The organism is Ahrensia sp. 13_GOM-1096m, assembly GCF_000620605.1.
In the GTDB taxonomy this organism is placed as follows: domain Bacteria; phylum Pseudomonadota; class Alphaproteobacteria; order Rhizobiales; family Rhizobiaceae; genus Ahrensia; species Ahrensia kielensis.
On the sequence record NZ_JIAX01000013.1, the window covers coordinates 198,031 to 221,878 of the forward strand.

21 protein-coding genes, 1 tRNA gene and 1 riboswitch are annotated in these 23,848 nt (G+C 48.3%); of the genes, 14 read left to right on the forward strand and 8 right to left on the reverse strand.

Going from position 1 to position 23,848, the window contains the following annotated elements; genetic code table 11:
• Window positions 1-121: 121 nt before the first annotated feature.
• Both N530_RS0111950 and N530_RS0111955 read left to right on the forward strand, forming a co-directional pair.
• A complete protein-coding gene (locus tag N530_RS0111950) occupies window positions 122-1,168 on the forward strand; it encodes a murein L,D-transpeptidase family protein (RefSeq protein WP_026480875.1) in 1,047 nt (348 codons plus the stop codon).
• A gap of 1 nt (window position 1,169) precedes the next feature.
• Window positions 1,170-1,415, forward strand: a complete 246-nt coding sequence (locus N530_RS0111955) for a sulfurtransferase TusA family protein (protein ID WP_026480876.1) — start codon at window positions 1,170-1,172, stop codon at window positions 1,413-1,415.
• Here N530_RS0111955 and N530_RS0111960 read toward each other — a convergent pair.
• The gene (locus tag N530_RS0111960) at window positions 1,381-2,556 is read right to left on the reverse strand and encodes a D-alanyl-D-alanine carboxypeptidase family protein (RefSeq protein WP_026480877.1); all 1,176 of its coding nucleotides are present in this window, start codon (window positions 2,554-2,556) and stop codon (window positions 1,381-1,383) included. The two genes, N530_RS0111955 and N530_RS0111960, sit on opposite strands and share 35 nt — an antisense overlap.
• A gap of 145 nt (window positions 2,557-2,701) precedes the next feature.
• Between N530_RS0111960 and N530_RS0111965 the strand changes: the two genes are divergently transcribed.
• Both N530_RS0111965 and N530_RS0111970 read left to right on the forward strand, forming a co-directional pair.
• A complete protein-coding gene (locus tag N530_RS0111965; RefSeq protein ID WP_026480878.1) occupies window positions 2,702-3,865 on the forward strand; it encodes a M20 aminoacylase family protein in 1,164 nt (387 codons plus the stop codon).
• A 33-nt stretch (window positions 3,866-3,898) separates the two neighbouring features.
• A tRNA-Arg gene (locus N530_RS0111970) sits at window positions 3,899-3,975 on the forward strand.
• A gap of 33 nt (window positions 3,976-4,008) precedes the next feature.
• On the opposite strand, the gene murF is transcribed toward N530_RS0111970, so the two are convergent.
• Both murF and N530_RS0111980 read right to left on the reverse strand, forming a co-directional pair.
• On the reverse strand, window positions 4,009-5,382 hold the full coding sequence (gene murF / locus N530_RS18040) for a UDP-N-acetylmuramoyl-tripeptide--D-alanyl-D-alanine ligase (RefSeq protein ID WP_051540923.1): 1,374 nt from the start codon (window positions 5,380-5,382) through the stop codon (window positions 4,009-4,011).
• Between the two features lie 164 nt (window positions 5,383-5,546).
• Complete coding sequence (locus tag N530_RS0111980; protein ID WP_026480879.1) at window positions 5,547-6,578, reverse strand: NADP-dependent oxidoreductase; 1,032 nt, start codon at window positions 6,576-6,578, stop codon at window positions 5,547-5,549.
• 302 nt (window positions 6,579-6,880) lie between these two features.
• Between N530_RS0111980 and N530_RS18045 the strand changes: the two genes are divergently transcribed.
• The 9 genes from N530_RS18045 (at window position 6,881) to N530_RS0112025 (ending at window position 18,783) form a co-directional block, all read left to right on the forward strand.
• Window positions 6,881-8,608: an ATP-binding protein gene (locus N530_RS18045; protein ID WP_051540924.1), complete on the forward strand. Its 1,728-nt coding sequence runs from the start codon at window positions 6,881-6,883 to the stop codon at window positions 8,606-8,608.
• Complete coding sequence (locus N530_RS0111990; protein WP_026480880.1) at window positions 8,605-9,951, forward strand: sigma-54 dependent transcriptional regulator; 1,347 nt, start codon at window positions 8,605-8,607, stop codon at window positions 9,949-9,951. Before N530_RS18045 ends, N530_RS0111990 begins: the two co-directional genes overlap by 4 nt.
• Window positions 9,952-10,070: 119 nt before the next feature.
• Window positions 10,071-11,072: a TAXI family TRAP transporter solute-binding subunit gene (locus N530_RS0111995; protein WP_026480881.1), complete on the forward strand. Its 1,002-nt coding sequence runs from the start codon at window positions 10,071-10,073 to the stop codon at window positions 11,070-11,072.
• A gap of 77 nt (window positions 11,073-11,149) precedes the next feature.
• The gene (locus tag N530_RS18050) at window positions 11,150-13,366 is read left to right on the forward strand and encodes a TRAP transporter fused permease subunit (RefSeq protein WP_035267021.1); all 2,217 of its coding nucleotides are present in this window, start codon (window positions 11,150-11,152) and stop codon (window positions 13,364-13,366) included.
• Between the two features lie 338 nt (window positions 13,367-13,704).
• Window positions 13,705-14,895 (forward strand): ABC transporter substrate-binding protein, encoded by a 1,191-nt coding sequence (locus N530_RS0112005; protein ID WP_026480882.1) that lies wholly within the window; start codon window positions 13,705-13,707, stop codon window positions 14,893-14,895.
• Window positions 14,896-14,977: 82 nt separating this feature from the next.
• A complete protein-coding gene (locus N530_RS0112010; RefSeq protein WP_018690249.1) occupies window positions 14,978-15,766 on the forward strand; it encodes an ABC transporter ATP-binding protein in 789 nt (262 codons plus the stop codon).
• The gene (locus tag N530_RS0112015) at window positions 15,763-16,467 is read left to right on the forward strand and encodes an ABC transporter ATP-binding protein (RefSeq protein ID WP_026480883.1); all 705 of its coding nucleotides are present in this window, start codon (window positions 15,763-15,765) and stop codon (window positions 16,465-16,467) included. The genes N530_RS0112010 and N530_RS0112015 overlap by 4 nt, the downstream gene beginning before the upstream one ends.
• 1 nt (window position 16,468) lies before the next feature.
• A complete protein-coding gene (locus N530_RS0112020) occupies window positions 16,469-17,479 on the forward strand; it encodes a branched-chain amino acid ABC transporter permease (protein WP_018690251.1) in 1,011 nt (336 codons plus the stop codon).
• Window positions 17,476-18,783 (forward strand): branched-chain amino acid ABC transporter permease, encoded by a 1,308-nt coding sequence (locus N530_RS0112025; protein WP_026480884.1) that lies wholly within the window; start codon window positions 17,476-17,478, stop codon window positions 18,781-18,783. Before N530_RS0112020 ends, N530_RS0112025 begins: the two co-directional genes overlap by 4 nt.
• Before the next feature lie 50 nt (window positions 18,784-18,833).
• Here N530_RS0112025 and N530_RS0112030 read toward each other — a convergent pair whose 3' ends face one another.
• From N530_RS0112030 to metA, 3 genes are all read right to left on the reverse strand, one after another.
• Entirely contained in the window at window positions 18,834-19,976 is a 1,143-nt protein-coding gene (locus N530_RS0112030) for an Mrp/NBP35 family ATP-binding protein (protein WP_026480885.1), read from the reverse strand.
• A gap of 66 nt (window positions 19,977-20,042) precedes the next feature.
• The gene (locus N530_RS0112035) at window positions 20,043-20,489 is read right to left on the reverse strand and encodes a GNAT family N-acetyltransferase (protein WP_026480886.1); all 447 of its coding nucleotides are present in this window, start codon (window positions 20,487-20,489) and stop codon (window positions 20,043-20,045) included.
• Window positions 20,486-21,412, reverse strand: a complete 927-nt coding sequence (gene metA, locus N530_RS0112040; protein WP_026480887.1) for a homoserine O-succinyltransferase — start codon at window positions 21,410-21,412, stop codon at window positions 20,486-20,488. The genes N530_RS0112035 and metA overlap by 4 nt, the downstream gene beginning before the upstream one ends.
• A 44-nt stretch (window positions 21,413-21,456) precedes the next feature.
• Window positions 21,457-21,534, reverse strand: a riboswitch (SAM riboswitch).
• A 142-nt stretch (window positions 21,535-21,676) separates the two neighbouring features.
• Between metA and N530_RS19065 the strand changes: the two genes are divergently transcribed.
• On the forward strand, window positions 21,677-21,850 hold the full coding sequence (locus N530_RS19065; RefSeq protein WP_155851983.1) for a hypothetical protein: 174 nt from the start codon (window positions 21,677-21,679) through the stop codon (window positions 21,848-21,850).
• Window positions 21,851-21,875: 25 nt separating this feature from the next.
• On the opposite strand, the gene N530_RS0112050 is transcribed toward N530_RS19065, so the two are convergent.
• Both N530_RS0112050 and N530_RS18055 read right to left on the reverse strand, forming a co-directional pair.
• The gene (locus tag N530_RS0112050) at window positions 21,876-22,754 is read right to left on the reverse strand and encodes a 3-hydroxybutyryl-CoA dehydrogenase (protein WP_026480888.1); all 879 of its coding nucleotides are present in this window, start codon (window positions 22,752-22,754) and stop codon (window positions 21,876-21,878) included.
• Window positions 22,755-22,829: 75 nt separating this feature from the next.
• The gene (locus N530_RS18055; RefSeq protein WP_051540925.1) at window positions 22,830-23,810 is read right to left on the reverse strand and encodes a L,D-transpeptidase; all 981 of its coding nucleotides are present in this window, start codon (window positions 23,808-23,810) and stop codon (window positions 22,830-22,832) included.
• Between the last annotated feature and the right edge of the window lie 38 nt (window positions 23,811-23,848).

Here is a 23,848-nt window from a genome sequence, read left to right on the forward strand (position 1 = left end):
GCCTTAATGCGAAGATAGCAAGGACAACATCATTTCACATAACCGTGAAGTGATGTTGGAAACCTTGCGGTAATAATTCGTCAACTATAATGGTTAGGTGCGAATTTTTTGGATTTCTCTGATGAACTTACGACGTTTTTCTATAGCTTTGGGATTTGCGAGTGCTCTTGTTCTTGCTGGATGTAATTCCAGCGATGTGCTGGATGTTGCCCGCAAAGCTAATCAGCCATTGCCTCAGGACGTCGTGCGCAAGATGAAAGCACAAGGGATGACGAAGTCATCACCTGTCATGATGCGGATCTTCAAGGATGAAGGTACTCTTGAGGTTTGGAAGCAGAAAGATACCGGTCGCTACGCGCTGGTTAAATCTTATGAGATTTGCAAATATTCCGGTGTTAAAGGCCCTAAAATAAAAGAAGGAGACCGTCAGGCTCCTGAAGGGTTTTACATGGTCAATCGCGGCCTAATGAACCCAAATTCTAATTATTATCTCGCTTTCAATTTAGGTTATCCAAACCGGTTTGACCGTTCGCTCGGGCGAACAGGCACAAATCTGATGGTGCATGGCGACTGCTCATCTGCTGGTTGCTATGCAATGACGGACGAAAATGTTGCGGAAATCTATGGTTTTGCGCGCGACGCATTGGCTGGCGGGCAAGAAGCTTTTCAGGTTCAAGCTTTTCCGTTTCGTATGACTGCTGAAAACATGGTGAAGCACCGTGATAGCGAGCATTTTGAATATTGGTCTATGCTCAAAAAAGGCTATGACCATTTTGAACTGACACAATTGCCGCCAAAAGTGGACGTGTGTAACCGTCGCTATGTCTTCAACCAATCGGCAATTGAAGGTAGTTTTAACGCTAATGCTGCGTGTCCGAAAATGGAAATGCCATATAAGTTAGAAGTGGCCTATACCAAATTTGAAAACAATTACGCTGTTGAGTTTGAAAAGCTGTTGGCAAAGCATGAAGGGCGCAAGCCCGGTCCTGTTTCTTTAAAACCGCTTCCAACTGCGCCCGCGCCGGCTGCTGTGAAAGTGGATAAATTGCCTGAAGAAGCGGCCGTAGCGCCAGCCAATGTTATTGCGACAGCGTCATCATCTGGGGCTGCTGCTACGACAACAGAAACGACGCTTGTCGAAAGTACAGCGCAAGAAGTGTCCAATTAATATGGCTGAAATATACGATCTGCGTGGTTTGAACTGTCCGTTACCGGTTTTAAAAACACAGAAGCGTATGCGCGATATGCTTGCTGGTGAAGAGCTTTGGATTGAAACCTCTGATCCGCTTGCCGTTATCGATATTCCCAATTTTGCGCGCGAACGCGGCCATGCTCTAATTAAATCAGAAGCCGTTGAAGGTGGTGGGCATCGCTTTCTTCTTAAGAAGGACGCTGGTTCGGAACAGGAACTGTAAAGCCGGGCCGCAGACCGAATTGTTCTTTATCGCCATCTTCTAAAAGTGTTGGCCGTACTGGTTTTTCAGACGGCACCGGATAGGCTTGAACAAATTGACCATTGAGCATGACAGCCGATTTGGAAACACCATCTGCGCCGCCAAGGCCTGTTTTTAACGCTTTTGGTGCGCGTGTCAGCGGTTTTATCGCTGGCGTATTGAAGGTGATATAACCTTCAATTTGTCGGCCATCCCAGCGCGAGGCCCGTGCTTCATCTGTGCAAACCGTAGAGCGCATATTGGCGACTTGATCTGAAACATTTGTAGGGCGTGGCAATTCAAGCAATGTCGGCGCTGCAAGATTAGGGTTGGCAAAGCCTTTTTCCATAAGTCTTACAGCTTCTTCTGCGCGCTCTTTTTGTGAGACTGCACCTAAAACCACAGCGATCATAGTTTGGCCGTTACGGGTTGCTGATGCGACAAGATTAAAGCCGGATGCACAAACAAAGCCTGTTTTCATGCCGTCTGCACCCGCATAGCGGCCAATCAGCAAATTGTAAGTCGAGGTCACTTTTCCGCCCGTGCTGATTGCTTCTGCTGCGAAGATGGGATCATAGGCCGGAAAATCACGGCGTATCGCTGTTGCTAAAATGCCCATGTCACGCGCTGTTGTGTATTGGCTGTCATCATGCAAGCCGTTTGGGTTGACGAAATGGGTGTCGATCATACCAAGGCGTTTTGCCTCTGCATTCATGCGCGCAACAAATTCAGGCTCAGTGCCAGAAACCGCTTCGCCAAGTGCTACAGCAACATCATTGGCTGATTTGACGATGAGCATTTCAAGAGCGTTCTCGACGGTCATCACAGAGCCAACTTTATAGCCCATGCGGCTTGGCGGATTGTTCGCAGCATTCGTCGATATACGCACTGGCGCTGATGTTGTTAGGCGGCCAGCTTCAATCTCTTTGAATGTGACATAGGCGGTCATCAGCTTGGTAAGGGATGCTGGGTTCCAGCGCTCAAAGGCCCGATTGGCTTCCAGTACACGGCCTGATTTCATCTCGATTACAATCGATGGTCCGGCAAGTGCGATGTGTGTTGGCACAATGATCGCAGCAATAAGCGATAGAGTAAGCCATACTGATTTAATCGTGCGGGCCATGAAATCTCCTTTGTCGTGCTTTGTTTAGTAGAGGCTGCATGCGGTTTCAAACAATTAAGGCCGATTTTGTCGATTAATTGCTTGATGTGGCAGCTTTGCCGCGCCATCTATGGGGGACCAAATCCACTCAAGTTGAGGCGACATCATGGCAGTTTTAAATAGAGCAGCGGAAATGCAGGCAGAAGTTGCTGGGTGGCGCAAGCATTTGCACCAAAACCCAGAATTGATGTTTGATGTGCACCAGACCGCAGCTTTCGTTGAAGAAAAACTGCGCGAGTTTGGCTGCGATGAAGTTGTCACAGGGCTTGGCCGCACGGGTGTGTGTGCTGTTATCAAAGGCAATCGCGGTGAAGGCGAAACGCTTGGCCTGCGCTCGGATATGGATGCGCTACCCATCAAAGAGGCAACCGGCAAACCTTATGCTTCTAAAACAGATGGCAAAATGCATGCATGTGGCCATGATGGGCATACGGCAATGCTGCTTGGCGCTGCAAAATATTTGAGTGAAACACGTAATTTTTCTGGAACAATTGTTGTCATTTTCCAGCCGGCTGAAGAAGGCGGTGGCGGCGGCAATGAAATGGTCAAAGACGGCATGATGGAGCGGTTTGGCATCGACCGCGTATACGGCATGCATAATATGCCCAATGTACCTGTTGGCGAATTCACGATACGCAAAGGCGGTTTCTTCGCGGCGACAGATGAATTTAACATCACGCTAAAAGGCAAGGGCGGTCATGCCGCTATGCCGCATGGCACGATTGACCCGATTGTTACGGGTACAGCGCTGGTTCAATCTTTGCAGAGCATTGCATCGCGCAATGTAGATCCGCTTGAATCTATCGTGGTTTCTGTCACCAAGTTTCATGCTGGCGATGCCCATAATGTTATTCCGAATGAAGCAAAACTTGGCGGCACGATCAGGACACTTAACAGCGACATTCGTGAATTTGGTGAAAAGCGTTTGCGGGAGATTACGAAATCTGTTGCCGATACCTATGGCTGCGAAGTCCAGCTAGAATTCCGCCGCGGCTATCCGGTAACGGTCAATCATGACGTTGAAACTGAGATTGCGACACAAGCTGCAAGCGCTGTTGTTGGTGCGAGTAACATTGACATCGACACGCCTCCACTGATGGGCGGCGAAGATTTCTCTTATATGTTGGAAGCGCGACCAGGTGCGATGATTTTGATTGGCAATGGTGAAAGCGCAGGTTTGCACCACCCCAAATATGACTTTAATGACGAAGTCATACCTTATGGCATCAGCTATTGGGCGCAGATTGCAGAGCAAAATCCAGCACGTTGATCGGCAACTGATTTTCGCATATTAGCACCGTGTGGTCCCGTAGCTCAGTTGGATAGAGCATCAGATTCCTAATCTGAGGGTCGCTGGTTCAATTCCAGCCGGGATCACCAAACCCGCTTTTACCCGAAAGCATGTTTGTGAGCTCACTTAGTGCTCAGGAATTTTTTCACCATTTGGTATAGGCCGGTACTGTTTGACCCTTTCACCAAGACGGCATCGCCCGCTCGCGTTTCATTGCGCAAGACCGTTAGCAAGTCCTGAGGACTATCAAGATGTGTGTGGCTTGCTAATCCACTTACTTGGTCGAAGCCTTCGCCAAGCGTATAGACATGGTCCAAGCCAAGGCTTTTAACGTGCTCGATCAAACTGTCATGTTCTGATACGGCCATATCTCCGAGCTCCGCCATATTGCCAAGAATAGCAATGCGGCGTCCCTGCGCTGGCAGACTTTGCAGATGAACTAACGAGGCGCGCATGGAGGCTGGATTGGCATTATAGGAATGATCTAAAAGTGTAAAATGCCCTCCTTGCGTTGGAACTTGATGTACTGATCCGCGCCCTCTGGCCACATCAAAATCCGCAAATTTATCAGCCAGATTTTCCATGGTTACACCAAGCGCAAGATGAACAGCACATATCGCAAGAAAATTTTCAAGCATGTGGAGGCCATGTCGAAGGCAGTTTTCCAGCCGCAAAACATGATCGCCAATTGCAATTTCGGCAATGGCTTTGCTTGTATCAAGGCTGAGCAAGCGCACTTGGTCCTCATCTCGGCGACCGTAATATAAGATTTCTAGGCCGCGATCACGCGCCGACTTTTCCAAATAGGCCCGCTCATTCATGTCACTGTTTAATACTACGCATTTGCCCGCTGCCATTCCTTCGAAAATTCTCGCCTTTCGCTGCGCAATCGTGCTTAAGTCCGAATGGTACATCAAATGCGCAAGGTGAATATTGGTGAAAACAGCAATGTCCGGCTTTGCGAGAGCGGTGTTTTTGAGCATTCCGCCGATGGCCAATTCAAGAACCACAAACTGATCCTTTGGCGAAGCGCAGGCCAAATTCCATGCAACACCGCGCGGCACATTGGCTCCTTCGCGTGTTCCATAAACGGGACCAATCGCACTGAGCGCATGCTGCGTCATTGCCGTGGTCGAGGTTTTTCCCACGCTGCCTGTAATCGCGATAACGGGTGATTTAATCATGCGCCGTGCTTCGCGCGCGAGGCTGAACAAGGCTTCTGTTTGGTCCGTGACCTTAAGGACCGCATCCGCATTTAAATTTGAAGGTGCGTCGTCCTGAATAATCGCCAAGCGCGGTTTTATGTTGTTGCGCGTTAAAGTGGCTGTGCGAATGCCAAAGCCGGCGCTTTCGGGCCTTACAAAAACAATATCACCGGGGCGGTATGTTGGAAGGTAAATGGATGCGCCTGACACTGGCAAATCCTCGGCACCTGGTTTTACCCAAGCACAATCGCCCACAATTTGAGCGACGTTTTGCAATGTCCAATCAGCCATTTCTAACACCCTTTCGGCGATGATGTCTCCGAGTGTGCAGTGTTAGTCTTTACAAATAACTTCATTTTTCGCTTCAAAGTCAATCTATTGAGGCGGAGTGAGGGGCTTTGGCACGTTGCTCTCATGCTGGAGGGATGCCCCAGCATGAGTTTGAATACCTGAATTTAATCAGCAATCTTAATGACGCGTTTGCCGAAAGCCTCGCCGCGCAAAAGACCAATAAATGCGGATGGCGCTTGTTCCAGACCTTCGATCATTTCTTCGCGGTATTTGATTTTTCCTTCCTTAACCCAGCCCGTCATCTGTTTTGAGAATTCTGGATATAGATGTCCAAAATCATCAAAGACAATAAAGCCGCGCATTGTAATGCGTTTGCGCAAAATTTGGCCCATCAGATAATTCATACGATCTGGACCATCAGGCAGTGAAGTCGCATTATATTGGGAAATTAGACCGCAAAGTGGAATACGTGCACTTGCATTGAGTAGCGGCAACACGGCGTCGAAAACGTCACCGCCAACATTCTCAAAATAGATGTCGATGCCGTCTGGTACAGCCTGTTTTAGATCATCGGCAAAGCTTGACGCTTTGTAATCGATACAAGCATCAAAGCCGAGCGTGTCGGTTACATGGCTGCACTTTTCAGAACCGCCTGCAATGCCCACAACGCGCAAGCCGAGAATTTTTCCGATCTGGCCAACGGTCGCGCCCACAGGGCCGCTAGCGCCAGCGACAACGAGTGTTTCACCGGCTTTCGGCGTGCCGATCTGTGTTAATCCGGCCCAAGCGGTGATGCCTGGCATGCCCAACACGCCAAGTGCCCAAGATGGGTTTTGTGGGTCTTTTCCCATGTTGATCACGCCAGTGCCATCGGAAAGCGCATAGTCTTGCCAGCCGCCGAAAGCGACAACCCAGTCACCTTCAGAATAAGCTTCAATATTCGAGGTGACGACTTGTGCGACTGTGCCGCCGACCATGACGCCGCCAATCTCTACAGGTGCTGCGTAGGATGGTGCATCGCTCATGCGCCCGCGCATATAGGGGTCGAGCGATAAAAATACGTTGCGTAACAACATCTGATTTTTTGCAGGGGTAGGGATCTCAGACGTCTCAAGGCGCAATGTGTCTTCGTTAGGCTCACCTTTAGGTCTGTTTGCTAAAACATAACGGCGATTGATGGTGTTGGATTGGGTCACTTAAAGTATCTTTCTTTTACTGGCTGTATTTCTGGATTTTTGCGATACAGCGCAGGGGATGGGATTTTGCTTATTGTTGTTGTTTTATGTGTTGCAATTACCCGTAATAGATAGGAACGGCGGGTAAAATGTCCAACCATGTTCACTATTTTATGATTGATTAATCATCCTGCTGTGCCAGCTCACAGCATTTAGTCTGCGGAAAACCGCAGGCATTAGTATTCATATAAAAGCGCCTGTGTTTACATGGCCACCAAAATACTCACTTACTATCTTTCACGAAGATCAGTAATAGGTGAGATGTGAGCGAGCCTCTTGGGCCAGATATACAGATTGCGCAAAGAGCGCGAAGAAGCGTTTATTACACTTTAATTGTGGTGGTCATTGCTGCCACGACGCTTCTTTTTTTAGCGGCTGTTTCCTATTTTCGTTCCATCGAGATACAGGAAGCGCGCAACCGACTGTCTCTGTATGAAAAGTCATTGAGTGATGGCTTGGAGCGGTTCCAGCATTTGCCATATGTGTTGGCGCGTGATGCGCAAGTGATTGCTGGTGCAAAAGGGTTCGCGCTTGATCAGCTCAATGTAAGACTGCGCGGCTTTGCAGAAAAAGCAAAGTTAGAGGCGGTCTATTTGCTCGATAGTTTTGGCACAGCCATTGCGGCATCAAATTTTGGTACGCCAAGCTCCTTCGTTGGGCAAAATTATGCGTTTCGTCCCTATTATATGAACGCAATGCGGGGCCAGACAGGTGAGTTTTTTGGCGTTGGCACAACAACGGGCAGGCCGGGCTATTTCATCTCAGAGCCGATTGTCGACGCGAATGGTCGGCCGTTCGCCGCTATTGTGATTAAGCTGGACATGAGCGGTTTGGAGCGCGCATGGGTTGATGCAGGCGAGAAGATTTTTGTAGCAAACGATTCCGGTATTATCGTTTTAACCTCGCATTCAGAATGGCTTTACAAAACTTTGGTGGCGCTTACGCCAGAGCAGCGCATTAACATTATGAATAAGCGCCAATTTGGCAACCAACCGCTTGATTTGCTCGATTGGAAAAAAACTGATCCTTACGCAGCCTATATTGGTGATCAGCGTTTTATCCATGTAACAAGCCCTGCTGATCGGCTTGGGTGGGAAGTTCATTTCTTCCAGGATGAGCGGCGCATATATGAACGCGCAGCACTTGCCGCAGGTGTCTTTGGCATATTCGTCGTGTTGCTCTTGGTGTTCGCGGTATTTCTTCGCTCTGAACGTATTCGTCAGGCTTTTGCTGTTTCTCAATCGGACCGGAACAAGCTGATAATCGCCAACAAGGAGTTGCGCAATGCGCAAAAGGAGTTATCGCAGTCCAGTAAATTGGCAGCGCTTGGCCAGCTATCCGCATCGGTAACACATGAGTTAGGGCAACCGATTTCAGCGCTTAGAAACTACCTTGCAGCGGCAGAAATTAGCGGACACATAACGTCCAAGGCGACACTTCAAAATTTCTCCGGTGTCATTGACCGGATGGATAATTTGACCAAGCAGCTGCGGCTGTTCATCAAGCCTGGAATGGAAAAGTTCGAACGATTTGAAATCGGCGATGTTATTGACGGCGCTATGGCGCTGGTTGAGCACGATATTGTTGCCGCTGGAATTGATATTGATTGCGCGTTGGATGTCCGCCAAGCTTTGGTCTTTGGCAATAGGTTGCGGTTGGAACAGGTTGTTGTGAACCTCATTCAAAACAGTATTGCGGCAATGGATGATGCCGAAAACAAGGCTTTGAAAATACGAGCGCAAATTCACGAACAAGAAGTGGTTGTTTCAGTGAGTGATACCGGCCATGGGATTGGTATAAAGAAGATTGATGAATTGCAGGAACCGTTCCACACCACGCGGGCATCGGGCACGGGAATGGGGCTTGGGCTTTCTATATCCGCAGAGATTGTCAAAGACCATAATGGCCACATGACAGCAGAAAATTTGCCCGATGGTGGCTCTATCTTTTCTATCTATCTGCCTCAAATTATTGCGAGCGATAATCCATGATACTCAAAAGCAATATTCTGGTTATTGATGATGACCGTGAGATGCGTAACTCCTTGAAGGATTTACTTACCTCTGGCGGATTTCAAGTTGAGGTAATTTCAAGCGCGCAGCAGGGATTGGAAAAACTTCGCCAACAACAATTTGACGTCATTTTATGTGATGTGCGCATGCCGAATATGAGCGGCTTGGAATTGCAGAAAGCTCTCCAGCCGATTTCAAAAATTCCCATCGTTCTCATGTCGGCGCATGGCGATATTTCTATGGCGGTGTCTGCTGTACAAGATGGTGCTTACACGTTTTTAGAAAAACCATTTGATCCGCGGCGCTTGCTGGGTGTGTTGAGTAATGCTGCTAAACTGAACCATCTGACGCTGAATAATGACCGCCTAAAGGATCGGCTGTCTAAGCTCTCTGGCCTTGATAAAATACTCATTGGAGAGTCTGAACCGATACAGCGGCTTCGCAATGATGTTTTTGATCTTAGCCATTTAGACAGCAATGTGCTGATTACTGGTGAAACAGGTACGGGAAAGGAGCTTGTTGCGCACGGCCTGCACGATTTGGGCGGGCGGGCATCAGAGCCCTTTATCACGCTGAATTGCGTGGCTTTAGCGCCAGCTCAGTTTGAAGAGGCGCTTTTTGGATTGGCTGACAGCACGCCGGGCTATCTTGACCGTGCCAATGGCGGCACATTGTTTTTTGATGAGCTGGGCGCAATACCTCTCTCCCTTCAACCCAAATTGCTGCGTGTTATTGAAACGAAAGAGTTCACACCTGTTGGCTCAACCGAGGCTAAAAAGTCTGACTTCAGAATCATTTCTGCTGCAAATGAAAAACTGGAAAGCGCTGTTGCTAACGGGGAATTTCGCCAAGATTTGTTTTTCAGATTAAACACGGTGATGATCAACTTGCCGCCGCTGCGCACGCGCGGCGATGATATCTCGTTGCTCTATACGCACTTCCTCAATCATTTCGCCAATAGTTATGAAATCGAGGTGCCCGTGAGCACAGCGGAAGATTTTTCAGCACTGATGAGCCATGATTTGCCGGGCAATGTGCGCGAATTGCGCAATGCGTGCGAGCGGCGTGTCTTAATGGCACGGCGCGGCGACGGTTCTTTTGCATCTGCTTTGTCAGGCGTTGTTGAGGGCGGCGAAACCTATCCGGATACTTTGCGCGAAGCTGTGGCGGCATTTGAATCTCAATTGATCGCTAGAGCCATCAAATCATGTGATGGCAAAATGGATGAAGCAGCCCATGTGCTTGGTATTGGGCGGCGAACGCTCAATGAAAAGATTGTGAAGCTTGGGCTCAACAAAAACGATATTTTAGAGAAAATGTAGCCCTGCGGATTTCCGCAGGCTTTATCAAGCATTTGCGCATTTTTCTTCATAGCTGTAGTCTGATGCGACCGCTATCAGTGGTTAAGCTTTGGGATAAGCTTTCTTTTGGAGGAAAATTCATGAAATCGATCACAGCAATTCTTGCTGGTGTTGCAATTGCCGTTTCTGCTGGTGTTGCAATGGCCCAAGATACTAAAGATTACGTATTAAACACTGCTTCAACGGGCGGTACTTACCATCCGGTCGGAACAGCCATTTCAACACTGACTAAAATCAAACTATTGCCGACAGAAAAGTTTAGTTTGACCGCCGTCAACTCAGCCGGTTCAGGCGCAAATATTCAGGCGATGGGTTCAGGTACGGCTGATTTTGCTATTTTGCAGGGTCTTTATGGTTCTTATGCAGCGCAGGGAACAGGTCCGATTACGGAACCACAAACGGGCCTTCGCTCTGTATCAATGCTTTGGCAGAATGTTGAACAATTCGTTGTTCCCGTCGATAAGGCACCAACTGGCACAGTGAGTGATATTGTTGCGCTTAAGGGTATGAGCGCTGGTATGGGTAGCCAAAATTCCGGCACGCTTGAATCAAATGCTGTGCTTCTTTCTGGCCTTGGTATTGATGTCGAAAAAGACTTCGAGCTTGTTTATGCAGGGTACGGTCCGACTGCGGACGCAATGTCCAACGGTCAGGTTGTTGTTGCCGGTATTCCATCAGGAACGCCTACGGGTGCGATTACAAAACTGATGGCGTCTAATGAAGGCAAGTATACTGTTCTTGATGTGACAGAAGAAGAGCTTGCGAAAATGGACGGTGGGCGCGAGCTTTGGGTGCCATTTACAATTCCTGCTGGCGCTTATCCAGGTCAGGAAAAAGATATCAATACAATCGCTCAGCCGAACTTCTTAGCGGTGAATGATAGTGTTGATGAAGAGCACGTCTATCAGCTTACGAAGACATTGTATGAGAACCTTGGCTTTCTGACTGCGATCCACCCAGCGACGAAGGATATGGCGTTGGAAAAAGCTTTGGCTGGTTTGCCATTGCCGCTGCATCCGGGCGCTGCGCGTTATTACAAAGAAGCCGGTCTGGATATTCCAGAGCGCTTGATTGCTCAATAAATCAAATTGAAGAGCTAAAGGCGGGGTATTTACTCCGCCTTTTTTAAACGCTTGCAATCTAGAAAGTGGTGGCGGTGATGAGCCAAACAATTCCAACTGATATTCAAGAGCCTATTGTCGCTCTACATGGCCGCGAAAGCTGGCTGACTGTCGAGAACAACGATAAAACCATATTGCGTTATGCGGTCGTGGGTTTTGCGGTATTATTCGCACTTTGGCATATCGCGACCAATATTTATCTCAACGAGCCTGGCAAATGGCAAAACGCCATTCACTTTGCAGGTTTTGCATTTTTGGCATCTGTTACGCTCAGTCCATTTGGCAAATATGCCGAGAAAAAATGGGCGGTTCTTTTAGATTTCACATACGGGCTTTTGGTCGCTGGTGCTGCGCTTTGGGTGGCTGGCGCCGAAAATGGTATTTACGAGCGCACATTGGCTGTGACGGGGCAGTCATGGCAATTCAACATTGTTGATTGGGCTGCTGGATTATTATTGATATTTGCAGCGCTTGATCTTTCGCGCCGCGTATCTGGCTGGGTCATTCCTATTCTGATAATCGTCTCGTTGAGCTACATTCTATTTCTTGGAGGCTATTTGCCGGGCGTATTTCGTGCGGCAAGCCTTCCGATGAACGATGTGCTTTTCAGAACCATGTATAATGATGAAGGCATGTTCGGCATTCTGGCGGATATTTCATCAACTAACATTACCTTATTTATGATCTTTGGCGGGTTCTTGGTTGCATCTGGCGCAAGCGATTTTGTGATCGAATTATCGAAAGTTGTTGCCGGACGCATTCGCGGCGGCGCGGCATTTGTTGCGGTGCTTTCATCGGCATTGACGGGAACGATCTCTGGTTCTGCAATCGCCAATACAGCTTCAACGGGCGTGATCACTATTCCGCTTATGAAGTCTAATGGGTTTCGGCCGCAATTTGCAGCCGGAGTTGAGGCGGCAGCATCGACAGGCGGACAGCTTATGCCGCCTATTATGGGGGCGGGGGCTTTCGTTATGGCAAGCTACACGTCCATTCCTTATGCGACGATTGTTTCTGTTTCGATCATCCCAGCGTTTTTATATTTTCTGTCTGTTGCCTTTATCGTGCGCATTGAAGCGGTAAAACATCAGATTGGCGATGGTGTTGATTTAGTTGTGAACCGCGCGAAATTATTGTCCGGTGGGTTAGCGTTCATCTTGCCGCTTGGCGTTATGATTTTCATGCTGATGACTGGCGTTACGCCGAGCTATGCTGCCTGCTGGGCAATCGCATCATTGGTGATTGTGTCTTGGTTTACATCTTTGGCATCACGTCTATTCGGTCGCTCTAATTTTGAACCGGTCCATATGGGGCCTGCTAAAATTTCAGAAGCACTGTTGATCGGTATCCGCTCATCGATCATGACAGGTATCCTTCTTGTATCTATCGGCATTATGAATAATGCGATTGTAACGAGCGGTATCGGCAACGGCTTTTCTTTGATGATCGCGCAGTGGTCTGGCGGCTCGTTGGTGATTGCCATTTTGCTGATTGGTCTTGCATCATTGGTTCTGGGGATGGGGTTGCCGGTAACGGCCGCCTATATCATTCTGGCCATTCTGACAGCGCCTGCGCTGGCGGGTATATTGGCTGATAGCATTATCATTGACCAGCTTATGCAAGGTATTGCTGACCCTGCAAAATCAGCCATGTTTATGTTGGTCGATAGCCCGCATATTGCAAAAGTTGCTGGCGGTATGTTGCGAGAAGAAGCTGTTGCGCTGATGGCAGCGATGCCGTTTGAACTGGCGATTACAGTTCGGCCACTATTGGTTGATCCAACTGTTCAAGCATCATTTTTACTGACGGCACACCTGATTATCTTCTGGCTTAGTCAGGATAGTAATGTCACGCCGCCGGTTTGTTTGGCTGCGTTTACAGCCGCAGGAATTGCGGGCTCGAAACCGATGGCAACGGGTTTTGAAAGCTGGAAAATAGCCAAAGGTCTCTACATCGTTCCGTTGATGTTTGCATACACGCCGCTCATTTCCGGCACCTTGCCTGAAATTTTGCAAATAGGCTTTTTTGCACTGTTTGGCATTTATGCGACTAATGTACTTATACAGCGCTACGCGGAAGGCCCGCTTAATCCAATGTTATATGGGCTTATAATTTTAGGTGCGCTCGGCAGCTATTGGCCGCTTAACTGGGCGGCTAATATTGTCGGTGCTGTGCTTGTTGTTACTGTTTTTATATTGAGTAAGAGAGCCCAGCAAAACCTTGCTATACAAGCAGGTCAGCCCGTTTCTACTTAAGCTTTAAACTACATTTTTGGCATCAATAATAAACCCTGCTTTTTAACCGAAGCGGGGTTTGTTGTTTTGAAATGGGCGCTCTTATTGCGCTCTTGCCGTTTACCAAATCCCGTAGTAGCACTTTGCATATGTCGGACTATGGTTTAGATTTTTATGCAATTGCATTTTTCTGTGTTGATTAAATGTAATAAAAATATTGTATACTAATTCTAGCTGCCACACGAAATGCGTTTCGATTGAAATGGAGCGTATGAGAAAAAAGTGGCAACTTGGTTGGAAGGATTTGGGCGAGCAAGCCGCTCTTTGTTGTTAAACGCTTGTATATTGGGAGACTATTTATGAAAAAGATTTTGGCGGCACTTGCTGCAACAACTCTAATGACATCTGCTGCGATTTCAGCATCGCATTCACCGGTTAAAATCGGCGTTATCCTCGGCTTTACTGGCCCGATTGAATCGCTAACACCAACAATGGCTGCAAGCGCAGAGCTTGCAATGAAAGAAGCAACAGACAGCGGCAAGTTCCTTGATGGCGCTGAAGTTATGTCTGTTCGCGCTGACTCAACATGTATTGATTCAGCTGCTGCTTCTGCGGCTGCAGAGCGCTTGATCACTGCCGAAGGCGTGACAGCGATTATGGGCGCTGACTGTTCAGGCGTTACCGGTGCGATCCTTCAAAACGTTGCGCGTGCAAACGGTATCGTTATGATTTCACCATCTGCAACATCTCCGGCGCTTTCTGATGCTGAAGATGATGGCCTTTTCTTCCGTACATCGCCATCTGACGCACGTCAGGGTGATGTTTTGGCGGATGTTTTGATCGAAAAAGGCGTCAAATCTGCTGCGTTGACATATACAAACAACGATTACGGCAAAGGCCTTTCTGATAGCATTCAGGCTGCTTTTGAAGCAAAAGGCGGCACAATTACTATCTCAGCTGCTCATGAAGATGGTAAAGGCGACTATTCTGCTGAAGTTGGTGCTTTGGCACAGGCTGGCGGCGATGTTTTGATCGTTGCTGGTTATCTTGACCAAGGTGGTAAAGGTATCATTCAGGGTGCTTTGGACGCTGGTGCATTTGAAACATTCGTATTGCCAGACGGTATGGTTGGCGATTCTTTGCCAGCAGCAATCGGCGCACCTTTGAACGGTTCTTACGGTACAATCGCAGGTTCTGAGAGCGAAGGCGCAGATTTGTTCCAAAAGCTTGCAACAGATGCCGGTGTTAAAACTGATACTTACGCAGCTGAATCTTACGATGCTGCTGCTTTGATCTTGCTTGCTATGCAGGCTGCAAAATCTGCTAATTCTGCAGATTTCAAAGACAAGGTCATGGATGTTGCTAACGCACCGGGCGAGAAAATTCTTCCAGGTGAAATTGGCAAGGCGCTTGAAATTCTAGCTGCAGGCGGCGAAGTTGATTATGTTGGCGCAACAGCGGTTGAGTTTATCGGCAACGGTGAAAGCGGCGGCAGCTTCCGTCAAATCCTTGTTGATGGCGAAAAAATCACAACTGAAAAATACCGTTAAGCGTATTTTGAGTACATTGGATTGCCCGGGTGAAAGCCCGGGCATTTCTTATATCTAGCGCATTGTTGTGGGGAGCGCTTTCGTGATCGTTGTAGAGAATATTCATAAGCATTTTGGCGGTATCCGCGCGGTAAACGGCGCGTCACTGACCATCAAGACCGGTTCAATTACGGGGCTCATTGGTCCCAATGGTGCTGGCAAAACAACTCTTTTTAATGTGATTGCCGGTGCGCTCAAGCCCACCTCTGGTCGCGTATTACTTGATGGGCAGGACATTACGGGTCTCAGCCCGCATGAACTTTTTGCTCAAGGTTTATTGCGCACTTTCCAGATAGCGCACGAGTTTTCAACACTGACAGTGCGCGAAAATCTGATGATGGTGCCACCGCGACAATCAGGTGAAAGCCTCATCAAGGCTTGGACAAAGCCCGGCATTGTAAAACGCGAAGAAGAAGAAATTCGCAACAAAGCCAATGATGTTATCGAGTTTTTGGAAATCAGCCATGTGGCTGATGAGTTGGCGGGCAATCTTTCTGGTGGTCAAAAGAAGCTTTTAGAGCTTGGCCGAACCATGATGGTTGATGCAAAAATCGTCTTTTTGGATGAGGTTGGCGCCGGTGTTAACCGCACATTATTGGCGACAATTGGCGATGCTATTTTGCGCCTCAATAAAGAGCGTGGCTATACGTTCTGCATGATTGAGCACGATATGGAGTTTATCTCACGTCTTTGCGACCCTGTAATTTGTATGGCGGAAGGCAGCGTTCTTGCTGAAGGAACAGCAGAAGAAATCAAAAACAATGAAGAAGTCATCGAAGCTTATTTGGGCACTGGCCTTAAAAACAAGCCAGCCAAAGAGGTGAGTGCATGAGTTTTCTTCTCGGAAAAAACATGACCGGTGGTTATGGTAGCACTGATATTTTGCATGATTGCACAATTGGTGTTGAGCAGGGTGAGATCGCGGTTGTTGTTGGGCCAAATGGCGCAGGTAAATCCACGGCAATGAAAGCAGTGTTTGGTATGCTGAACATTCGCGAAGGCCAAGTGACGATGGACGGCGAAGACATCACAGCGCTTACGCCGCAAGCCCGTGTTCAAAAAGGTATGGGCTTTGTGCCGCAGACCCATAATGTTTTCACGTCCATGTCGGTGGAAGAAAATTTGGAAATGGGCGCGTTTATTCGCAACGATGATTTTTCCGACACGCTGGCACAGGTTTTCGATCTCTTTCCCATTTTGAAAGAAAAGCGCAACCAACCTGCTGGCGAATTGTCCGGTGGTCAGCGTCAACAGGTGGCCGTGGGCCGTGCTTTGATGACGCAGCCCAAAGTGCTGATGTTGGATGAGCCAACAGCGGGTGTTTCGCCCATTGTTATGGACGAATTGTTTGACCGCATCATTGAAATTGCCCGCACTGGCATTGCGATTTTGATGGTTGAACAGAATGCAAAACAGGCGCTCAACATTGCCGATAAGGGTTATGTTTTAGCGCAAGGTAAAAATCTCTACACGGATACAGGTGAAGCGCTGCTTGCAGATCCTGACGTGCGCAAAGCGTTTTTGGGTGGGTAATATGGATATTCTAAACGCACTTGCGGTTCTCTTAAATTTTCTTGTCATTCCCGCACTGGCTTATGGCTCTCAACTCGCGCTTGGTGCGCTTGGTGTGACGCTCATTTATGGCGTGTTACGGTTTTCGAATTTTGCCCATGGCGAATTGATGGCCTTTGGCACAATGACCACAATCTTGGTTATGTGGTTGTTACAAAGCGCAGGTATTTCAGGCGGATTTCTGCCGACAGCGCTTATTGCTATGCCTGTCGGTATTCTTGTTGCCGTATTGTTGGCGCTCGGAACAGACAGGCTTGTTTATAAGTTCTACCGCAAACAAAAATCACCGCCGGTTATTTTTCTAATCGGCTCATTGGCTGTGATGTTTTTCTATAATGGTTTGATCCGTTTTGTGATCGGCCCTGATGACCAAAATGTTGCTGATGGCGCACGGTTCATCTTTACGGCTGGCGATTTTAAAAAGTGGTCAGGACTTGCTGAAGGCATTGCTTTTCGCACAACGCAGGGCATTTCCATTGTGGTGGCGATCCTATGTGTGGCGGCCTTGTTCTGGTTTTTAAATAAAACCAAGACCGGCAAATCGATGCGCGCTTATTCCGACAATGAAAATCTTGCGCTTCTATCGGGTGTGAACCCTGAGAAGGTTGTTGTCATTGCTTGGGTTCTTGCTGCGAGTTTGGCGACGATTGCCGGTACAATGTACGGCATGGATAAGACCTTTAAGCCGTTCATCTATTTGCAATTGCTACTGCCAATTTTCGCCTCCGCTATTGTTGGCGGTTTGGGTAGTCCCATTGGTGCTGTGGTTGGTGGTTTTATTATCGCGTTTTCAGAAATCGCTGTGACATTCGCCTATAAGAAAGTCATTGGCTATCTAACGCCGGGTGATTGGGTGCCGGATGGTTTGATTCAGCTTCTATCGACCGATTACAAGTTTGCTGTGTCATTTGCCATTCTTGTCGTTGTTCTGCTTGTTCGACCAACGGGCATATTTAAGGGGCAAACAATATGAACATCAACTATCGTAATATCGGTTTGTTTGCCGCTACAGCAATGTTGTTTGTGGTCGTCGGTCAGATGCAAAGCTGGTCGCTATCGCTCGCTATTCTTAACCTATGTATTATCTCTGCAATCATGTCGCTGGGCGTGAATATTCAGTGGGGATATGCTGGCCTTCTCAATGTGGGTGTGATGGGCTTTGCCGCATTGGGCGGTTTGGCTGCTGTATTGGTTTCATCGCCGCCTGTTGCTGCGGCTTGGTCTGCTGGCGGCGGCAATCTGCTTGTTGGCTTGCTCATTGCTGCGCTTACTATCGGCATCATTGTTTGGTGTTACTATGATATGCGCGGCACGAAACGCCGTGTGTTAATCGCGCTTGTTGCTGTTGCTGGTTATTTTGCGACGCGCGCATTTTTAGACCCTGCGGCCCATGCGATTGAAGCGGTTGATCCTGCTGCTACCGGATTTCTTGGTGGCGCGGGCATGCCGATTATTTTTGCATGGCTCATTGGCGGTGTGTTTGCTGCTGGTGCTGCGTGGATTGTTGGCAAGATTTCACTTGGTCTTCGCTCTGACTATTTGGCGATTGCGACGCTTGGTATTTCCGAGATCATCATTGCGATGTTGAAGAACGAAGACTGGCTCACACGCGGTGTGAAAAACGTTGTCGGTTTGCCGCGTCCTGTGCCTTATGAAGTTGATATTCAGCAATCTGTCTATTTTCAGGATTTGGCGGCCGACTGGGGCATGTCGATTATTGAATTGTCATCAATGGTTGTGAAGCTTAGCTATGCTGGCCTTTTCGCCATTGTGCTGCTGATTGTGCTCTATCTCTCTGAGGCTGCTCTGCGCTCTCCGTGGGGCCGTATGATGCGTGCTATCCGCGATAATGAAACAGCGGCAGAGGCAATGGGTAAAGACGTGAAGGGACGCCACCTTCAAGTGTTTATTCTTGGTTCTGCGGTCGTCGGGATTGCCGGCGCTATGCTGACGACGATTGACGGGCAGTTTACGCCGGGTGCCTATCAGCCGCTGCGCTTTACGTTCCTCATTTGGGCAATGGTTATTGTCGGTGGCTCTGGCAATAACTGGGGCGCTGTATTGGGTGGTTTTATTATCTGGTTCTTCTGGGTTGAAGCCGAGCCAATCGGGCTGTGGTTTATGGATTTGATCACCTCTTCAATGGATGAGAGCAATCCTCTGCGCCTGCATTTGCTGGATAGTGCCGCTCATATTCGTCTTATGGCGATGGGGGTTATAATGCTGCTGGTGCTGCGCTTTGCACCGCAAGGTTTAATACCTGAACGGCGAAGATAACACTGAAACTAAAAACGGCGACCGATGGGTCGCCGTTTTTATATGTAGATTTATTCGAACACTATATTGGGCGCTGCGCGTTTTCCTGCACCATCACTCATCTGCGCATAGACTGCTTTTGCGATGTCTTTATAAACCGCAGCATGAGGGCCGTCTGGCTCTTCTACTGTAATCGGTGTTCCAGCATCAGATAGTTCGCGGATTTTCATGACGAGGGGGACTTCGCCAAGGAACGGCAAGCCGAGTTTGATCGCTTCTGCCTTTGCGCCGCCATGGCCAAAAATATCGTAGCGCGCCTGCGTATCCGGAGCGATGAAGTAGCTCATATTTTCAACGATACCGAGCACAGGAACATCAACCTTACGGAACATGTTTAGGCCCTTGCGCGCATCGATAAGCGACAAGTCTTGCGGTGTGGATACGATCACGGCGCCGGCAAGGGGTACTTGCTGCGCCATTGTGAGTTGAGCGTCACCTGTGCCAGGCGGCATGTCCACAACAAGCACGTCGAGATCGGTCCATGCAACTTCGCGCAGCATTTGTGTGAGCGCTGACATCACCATCGGGCCACGCCAAATCATCGGTGTATCTTCTTCGACCAAAAAGCCAATCGACATGACTTGTAGGCCAAATTTTTCAATAGGCTTTAATATGCGCCCATCGATTGTTTCTGGTTTGTGCGTAATGCCAAGCAAACGCGGAAGGGACGGGCCGTAAATATCAGCATCCAAAACGCCGACTTTCAGCCCGAGAGATTGAAGACCAAGGGCAATATTGATTGCGGTGGTCGATTTACCCACGCCGCCTTTGCCGGAGGCAACGGCAATGATTTGCTTGACGCCTTCAACGCCCGCTTTGGGGGAGTTTTGTGGGCCAGCTTGCGGTTTTGGCTGTGGTGCGGTCGTTGGAGCTGGCTTGGGCGCAGGATTTGGTGATCCGGCTTTCTTTTCCGCTGTCAGCGCAACCATTGCGCCAGTAGCTCCAGGCAGCGCTTTTACTGCCTCTTCGGCGGCAAGGCGAACAGCTTCAAACTTTTGCGCCTCTGCTGCATCGCATGAGATGGAAAAAAACACTTTTCCATCAGCGATAAAAATGTCCGAAAGGTTCGTTGATCCGCCCAGTGCTGTACCATCGGGAAGCTTAATCTTTGCCAATGCGCTTTGCACATCGTCTTTGGTCGGTGCGTTCGTCATATTTTCCTCGCCGTTTCAACGTCACATAGTGATTATGACGTTGCGCGCCAAGGGTAAAGCCCTGTATCAGCGTTGATACTTGACGAATGGCGTCAACTTAGCAATTCGGTCGTAAAGTTTACGGGCTTCAGTGTTGAAATCTTGTGTGTTCCAATAAACTGATACAGCGCCATCTTTATCGGCTTGCTCATAAACAGCCTCAATGAGTTTGCGGCCGATGCCTGTGCCGCGCCGATTTTCATCTGCATATAGATCTTGCAAGTAACAGGTGTTGGCAACATGCCAATTGTGCCGATGATACAGGAAATGAACGAGGCCAACCATCTGGCTGTCCTGTAAGGCGACAAAACAATTGGGTTCAAATTCACCTTGCTCAAAGAAACGGCCGAATGTTGATTGATAGACTTCCGGCTGAACGCTTGATTTATAGAACTCAAGATATTTGGTCCACATGGCTTTCCAAGCGTCAAAGTCTGCGCTTTGTATGCTGCGGATTGTAATTTCGCTGCTCATGTTCGATCTTTCCCAATATCATTGAGGTCAAATTGAGTTGTCTGATAAACTTGGTTTATCCAGTTGCCAAACAATAAGAAGGCATGACTGCGCCAGCGGTTTTGCGGCGTGCTCTTAGGGTCATCGTTTGGAAAGTAATTGGCGGGCAAATCAACGGGTGTTCCATTTTCCTGATCGCGGAAATACTCATCGGACAAGGACGTTGAATCATATTCGATATGATTGAAAATATAGAGCCGGTTTGCAAATTGCTCATGTAGGAGACACAGCCCAGTATCCGGCGATTCCATGAGTATTTCGAGACCGCTATCTGCTGGCACATCGCCGCGCCTAACTTCTGTCCAGCGTGACACTGAAATTGAAAAATCATCGGAAAAACCAGACAGGTAAGGCGAAGCTGGATTTAGGTTTTTGTGGCGATATACACCGAACGCCTTTTTATCGAGCGTATGTTTTGGAATATCATGGAAATGGTTGATAGCAGCCATTGCGCCCCAGCAAATGAAAAAGCTGGAATGCACATGGGTGGTCGTCCAATCCAGAATTTGCTGCAATTCAGACCAATAACTAACATCCTCGAAGGGGAGCTTTTCAATCGGTGCACCGGTGATGATGAAGCCGTCGAATTTACGGTCCTTGATCTCTTCCCAAGTGTTGTAAAATGATAGCAGGTGGTCCTCAGAGGTGTTTTTGGCCACATGGTTGCCGATGCGCACCAATGTTAAATCCACTTGCAACGGGCTTGAGCCAATCAAACGTGCAATCTGTGTCTCTGTTTTAATTTTGTTCGGCATCAGGTTGAGGAGCGCGATTTGAAGCGGACGAATATCCTGGCGCGATGCCGTTGTCTCATCCATCACCATGACGCCTTCTTTAACCAGAACTTCTTTGGCTGGAAGGGCATTTGGAATACGAATTGGCATGGTGTTCTCGCTGACTAAAACCGATTTGATAAACGCTTAAAACCGGCTTCTCAGCAACGGCCCTTTAGCGAATTATTTTACGTGGCTGCAAGCCGACCGGCCAAATCACCACGAATTCTATTTAATCTGCAAAATTCATCCAGTCAAATCAATCGCCGCAGGCCTATACGATAGAATAATGCTGCAGCGCACAATTTTTCATTGAAAGAACACAATCTTTGGGTATTTTGATTCTGGGAGGTGTTTGCATGCAAAGGAAAAACCATGGCAAGCCCACTTACAGTCGACTCACTGGACATGATACATTCTTCGTTTGAACAACGGTCAGCTGGTCAGCTACCATTGCGCAAACGCATAGCCCAGCAAATCAGGACGCTGGGACCTAATATGCCTGTTCGCGGCGATGTATCGCCGCGCTCAATCTCTCCGCTTTATTGATTTATCAGATGATACCGGTTCTGACCTAGCGTGTTGGAACCGGTGTTTCACCGCGATAATCGTAAAATCCGCGATTGGTTTTACGGCCTAACCAGCCAGCTTCGACATATTTCACGAGAAGCGGGCATGGGCGGTATTTAGAATCTGAAAGCCCTTCATACAGCACCTGCATGATTGACAGGCATGTATCGAGGCCAATGAAGTCGGCAAGTTCTAATGGTCCCATCGGATGGTTCGCACCGAGCTTCAGGCCTGTATCAATCGACTCAACTGTGCCGACACCTTCATAAAGCGTATAAATCGCTTCGTTGATCATTGGCATCAAAATACGATTGACGATGAAGCCTGGAAAATCTTCGGATGTTGTTACCGTTTTGCCAAGGTCCAAGGCGTATGCGTTGGCGGCTTTAAATGTTGTTTCAGCAGTCGCAATACCGCGAATAAGCTCCACCAGCTTCATGCGCGGCACTGGGTTCATGAAATGTATGCCCATGAACTGCTCTGGCCTGTCTGTCGAAGAAGCAAGACGGGTAATCGAGATGGATGATGTGTTCGAAGCCAGCAATGCCTCAGGCTTTAGCAGCGGGCAAAGCTCTTTAAAAATAGACTTTTTAACACTTTCGACTTCACTTGCTGCTTCAATAACCAGATCGCAATCGCCTAGCGCCGATAGGTCACCGGCCGCAGTCATATTCGCGAGGATTGCTTGACGGCTTGCGGCATCCATTTTGTCGTTTGCAACCAGCTTGGCCGTTGCTGCATCAATCTTTTCGATTGCCGCTTTTGCATTGTCCAAGGAAATGTCGCTGAGCACGACGCTATAGCCTGCAGCTGCAGAAACCTGCGCAATGCCTGCGCCCATCTGACCCGCGCCGATAACACCAATTTTCTTTATCACAGTCATTTCCCCCGCCTATTTTTAAATTGTGCAGTGCAATGTAATCGCGACGGCGATGCAATGCAAATGCGAACCTTACCTTTACTCAATAAAGGTTACTTGCACGCCGCGGTTAACAAGGCGCGCAAGTTCCAGCGCATCCCAATTTGTCAGACGCACACAGCCCACACTGGCTGTTACGCCAATATTGGAGGGATCAGGTGTTCCGTGAATACCATATGTTTTTTTAGACAAGCCAATCCAAGCATCACCCACCGGACCGTTTGGCCCTGGCGGCAATAATACCAAACCTTTTGATTGGCCAGGCTGCGCCGAACCGTTGGGATCATAGGTGTATGCAGGGTTTTGAGCCTTGTTACGTACAGTATGGGTGCCTGTTGGCGAAGGCGTTACTGTGGAGCCGATTGAAGCGGGGTAGGTGGCGACGATGTTGCCTTTTGCATCATAGGCTCGCACTTGAAGGTTCTTTTTGTCTGCCTCAATACGCGCGATGCGCTTTTGCAAATATTTGCCAAAGGCAGCGACCTTGATTGTTTCTCCAGCTTTTGAGAAATCTTTGCCTTCATTTAACTCGATGAGATATTGTTCATCCATATGAAAGCGTTCAGCAAACATCTCTTGTGCTGAAGTGAAATCAATACGGTGCATAGAAGCCTGATCGACATAACGCTCAGGAATATCGGGTGTGAATTTATAGCTCAAATCTTTGGCTGTAATTTCATAATCAACAAATGCGTCACCGCCGCTTTGCGCTAAAAGTTGCGCTACGGCCTCTTGGTCGTTCAATTTGAAATCATGATTATGCGCTGTTTTAAACGCTCTTAATTGCATGTGAAAACGCTTGGTATCTAAACCATCGATCACACCGGGCGAAAAGCCCGCGCGGTCCATTATAATTTGCAACGTTATGATGCGTTGATCACGAAAGGGCTTTGCCGGTTTATAAAGCTGCGCGCCGCCGATTTTAATCGTGTCAAATTCTTCACTGGTCGCGGGCAAGTTTTGAGCTGCTGCCTGTGCTGCTTGAGCCAGTAAAATGAATGCAAATAATATGAAACGCAAGATTGCCCCGATATCAATAAAGATGTGGTTTGTGATTT

Bases quoted from the DNA above. Each gene is read 5' to 3' on its own strand.
- N530_RS0112025 (WP_026480884.1), top strand. From the start codon at position 17,476: ATGAACATCAACTATCGTAATATCGGTTTGTTTGCCGCTACAGCAATG.
- N530_RS0111965 (WP_026480878.1), top strand. From the start codon at position 2,702: ATGGCAGTTTTAAATAGAGCAGCGGAAATGCAGGCAGAAGTTGCTGGG.
- metA (WP_026480887.1), bottom strand. From the start codon at position 21,412: ATGCCAATTCGTATTCCAAATGCCCTTCCAGCCAAAGAAGTTCTGGTT.
- N530_RS18050 (WP_035267021.1), top strand. From the start codon at position 11,150: ATGAGCCAAACAATTCCAACTGATATTCAAGAGCCTATTGTCGCTCTA.
- N530_RS0111955 (WP_026480876.1), top strand. From the start codon at position 1,170: ATGGCTGAAATATACGATCTGCGTGGTTTGAACTGTCCGTTACCGGTT.
- N530_RS0111995 (WP_026480881.1), top strand. From the start codon at position 10,071: ATGAAATCGATCACAGCAATTCTTGCTGGTGTTGCAATTGCCGTTTCT.
- N530_RS0111950 (WP_026480875.1), top strand. From the start codon at position 122: ATGAACTTACGACGTTTTTCTATAGCTTTGGGATTTGCGAGTGCTCTT.
- N530_RS0112035 (WP_026480886.1), bottom strand. From the start codon at position 20,489: ATGAGCAGCGAAATTACAATCCGCAGCATACAAAGCGCAGACTTTGAC.
- N530_RS0112020 (WP_018690251.1), top strand. From the start codon at position 16,469: ATGGATATTCTAAACGCACTTGCGGTTCTCTTAAATTTTCTTGTCATT.
- N530_RS19065 (WP_155851983.1), top strand. From the start codon at position 21,677: ATGGCAAGCCCACTTACAGTCGACTCACTGGACATGATACATTCTTCG.
- N530_RS0111960 (WP_026480877.1), bottom strand. From the start codon at position 2,556: ATGGCCCGCACGATTAAATCAGTATGGCTTACTCTATCGCTTATTGCT.
- N530_RS0111990 (WP_026480880.1), top strand. From the start codon at position 8,605: ATGATACTCAAAAGCAATATTCTGGTTATTGATGATGACCGTGAGATG.
- N530_RS0112030 (WP_026480885.1), bottom strand. From the start codon at position 19,976: ATGACGAACGCACCGACCAAAGACGATGTGCAAAGCGCATTGGCAAAG.
- N530_RS0112005 (WP_026480882.1), top strand. From the start codon at position 13,705: ATGAAAAAGATTTTGGCGGCACTTGCTGCAACAACTCTAATGACATCT.
- murF (WP_051540923.1), bottom strand. From the start codon at position 5,382: ATGGCTGATTGGACATTGCAAAACGTCGCTCAAATTGTGGGCGATTGT.
- N530_RS0112050 (WP_026480888.1), bottom strand. From the start codon at position 22,754: ATGACTGTGATAAAGAAAATTGGTGTTATCGGCGCGGGTCAGATGGGC.
- N530_RS0112015 (WP_026480883.1), top strand. From the start codon at position 15,763: ATGAGTTTTCTTCTCGGAAAAAACATGACCGGTGGTTATGGTAGCACT.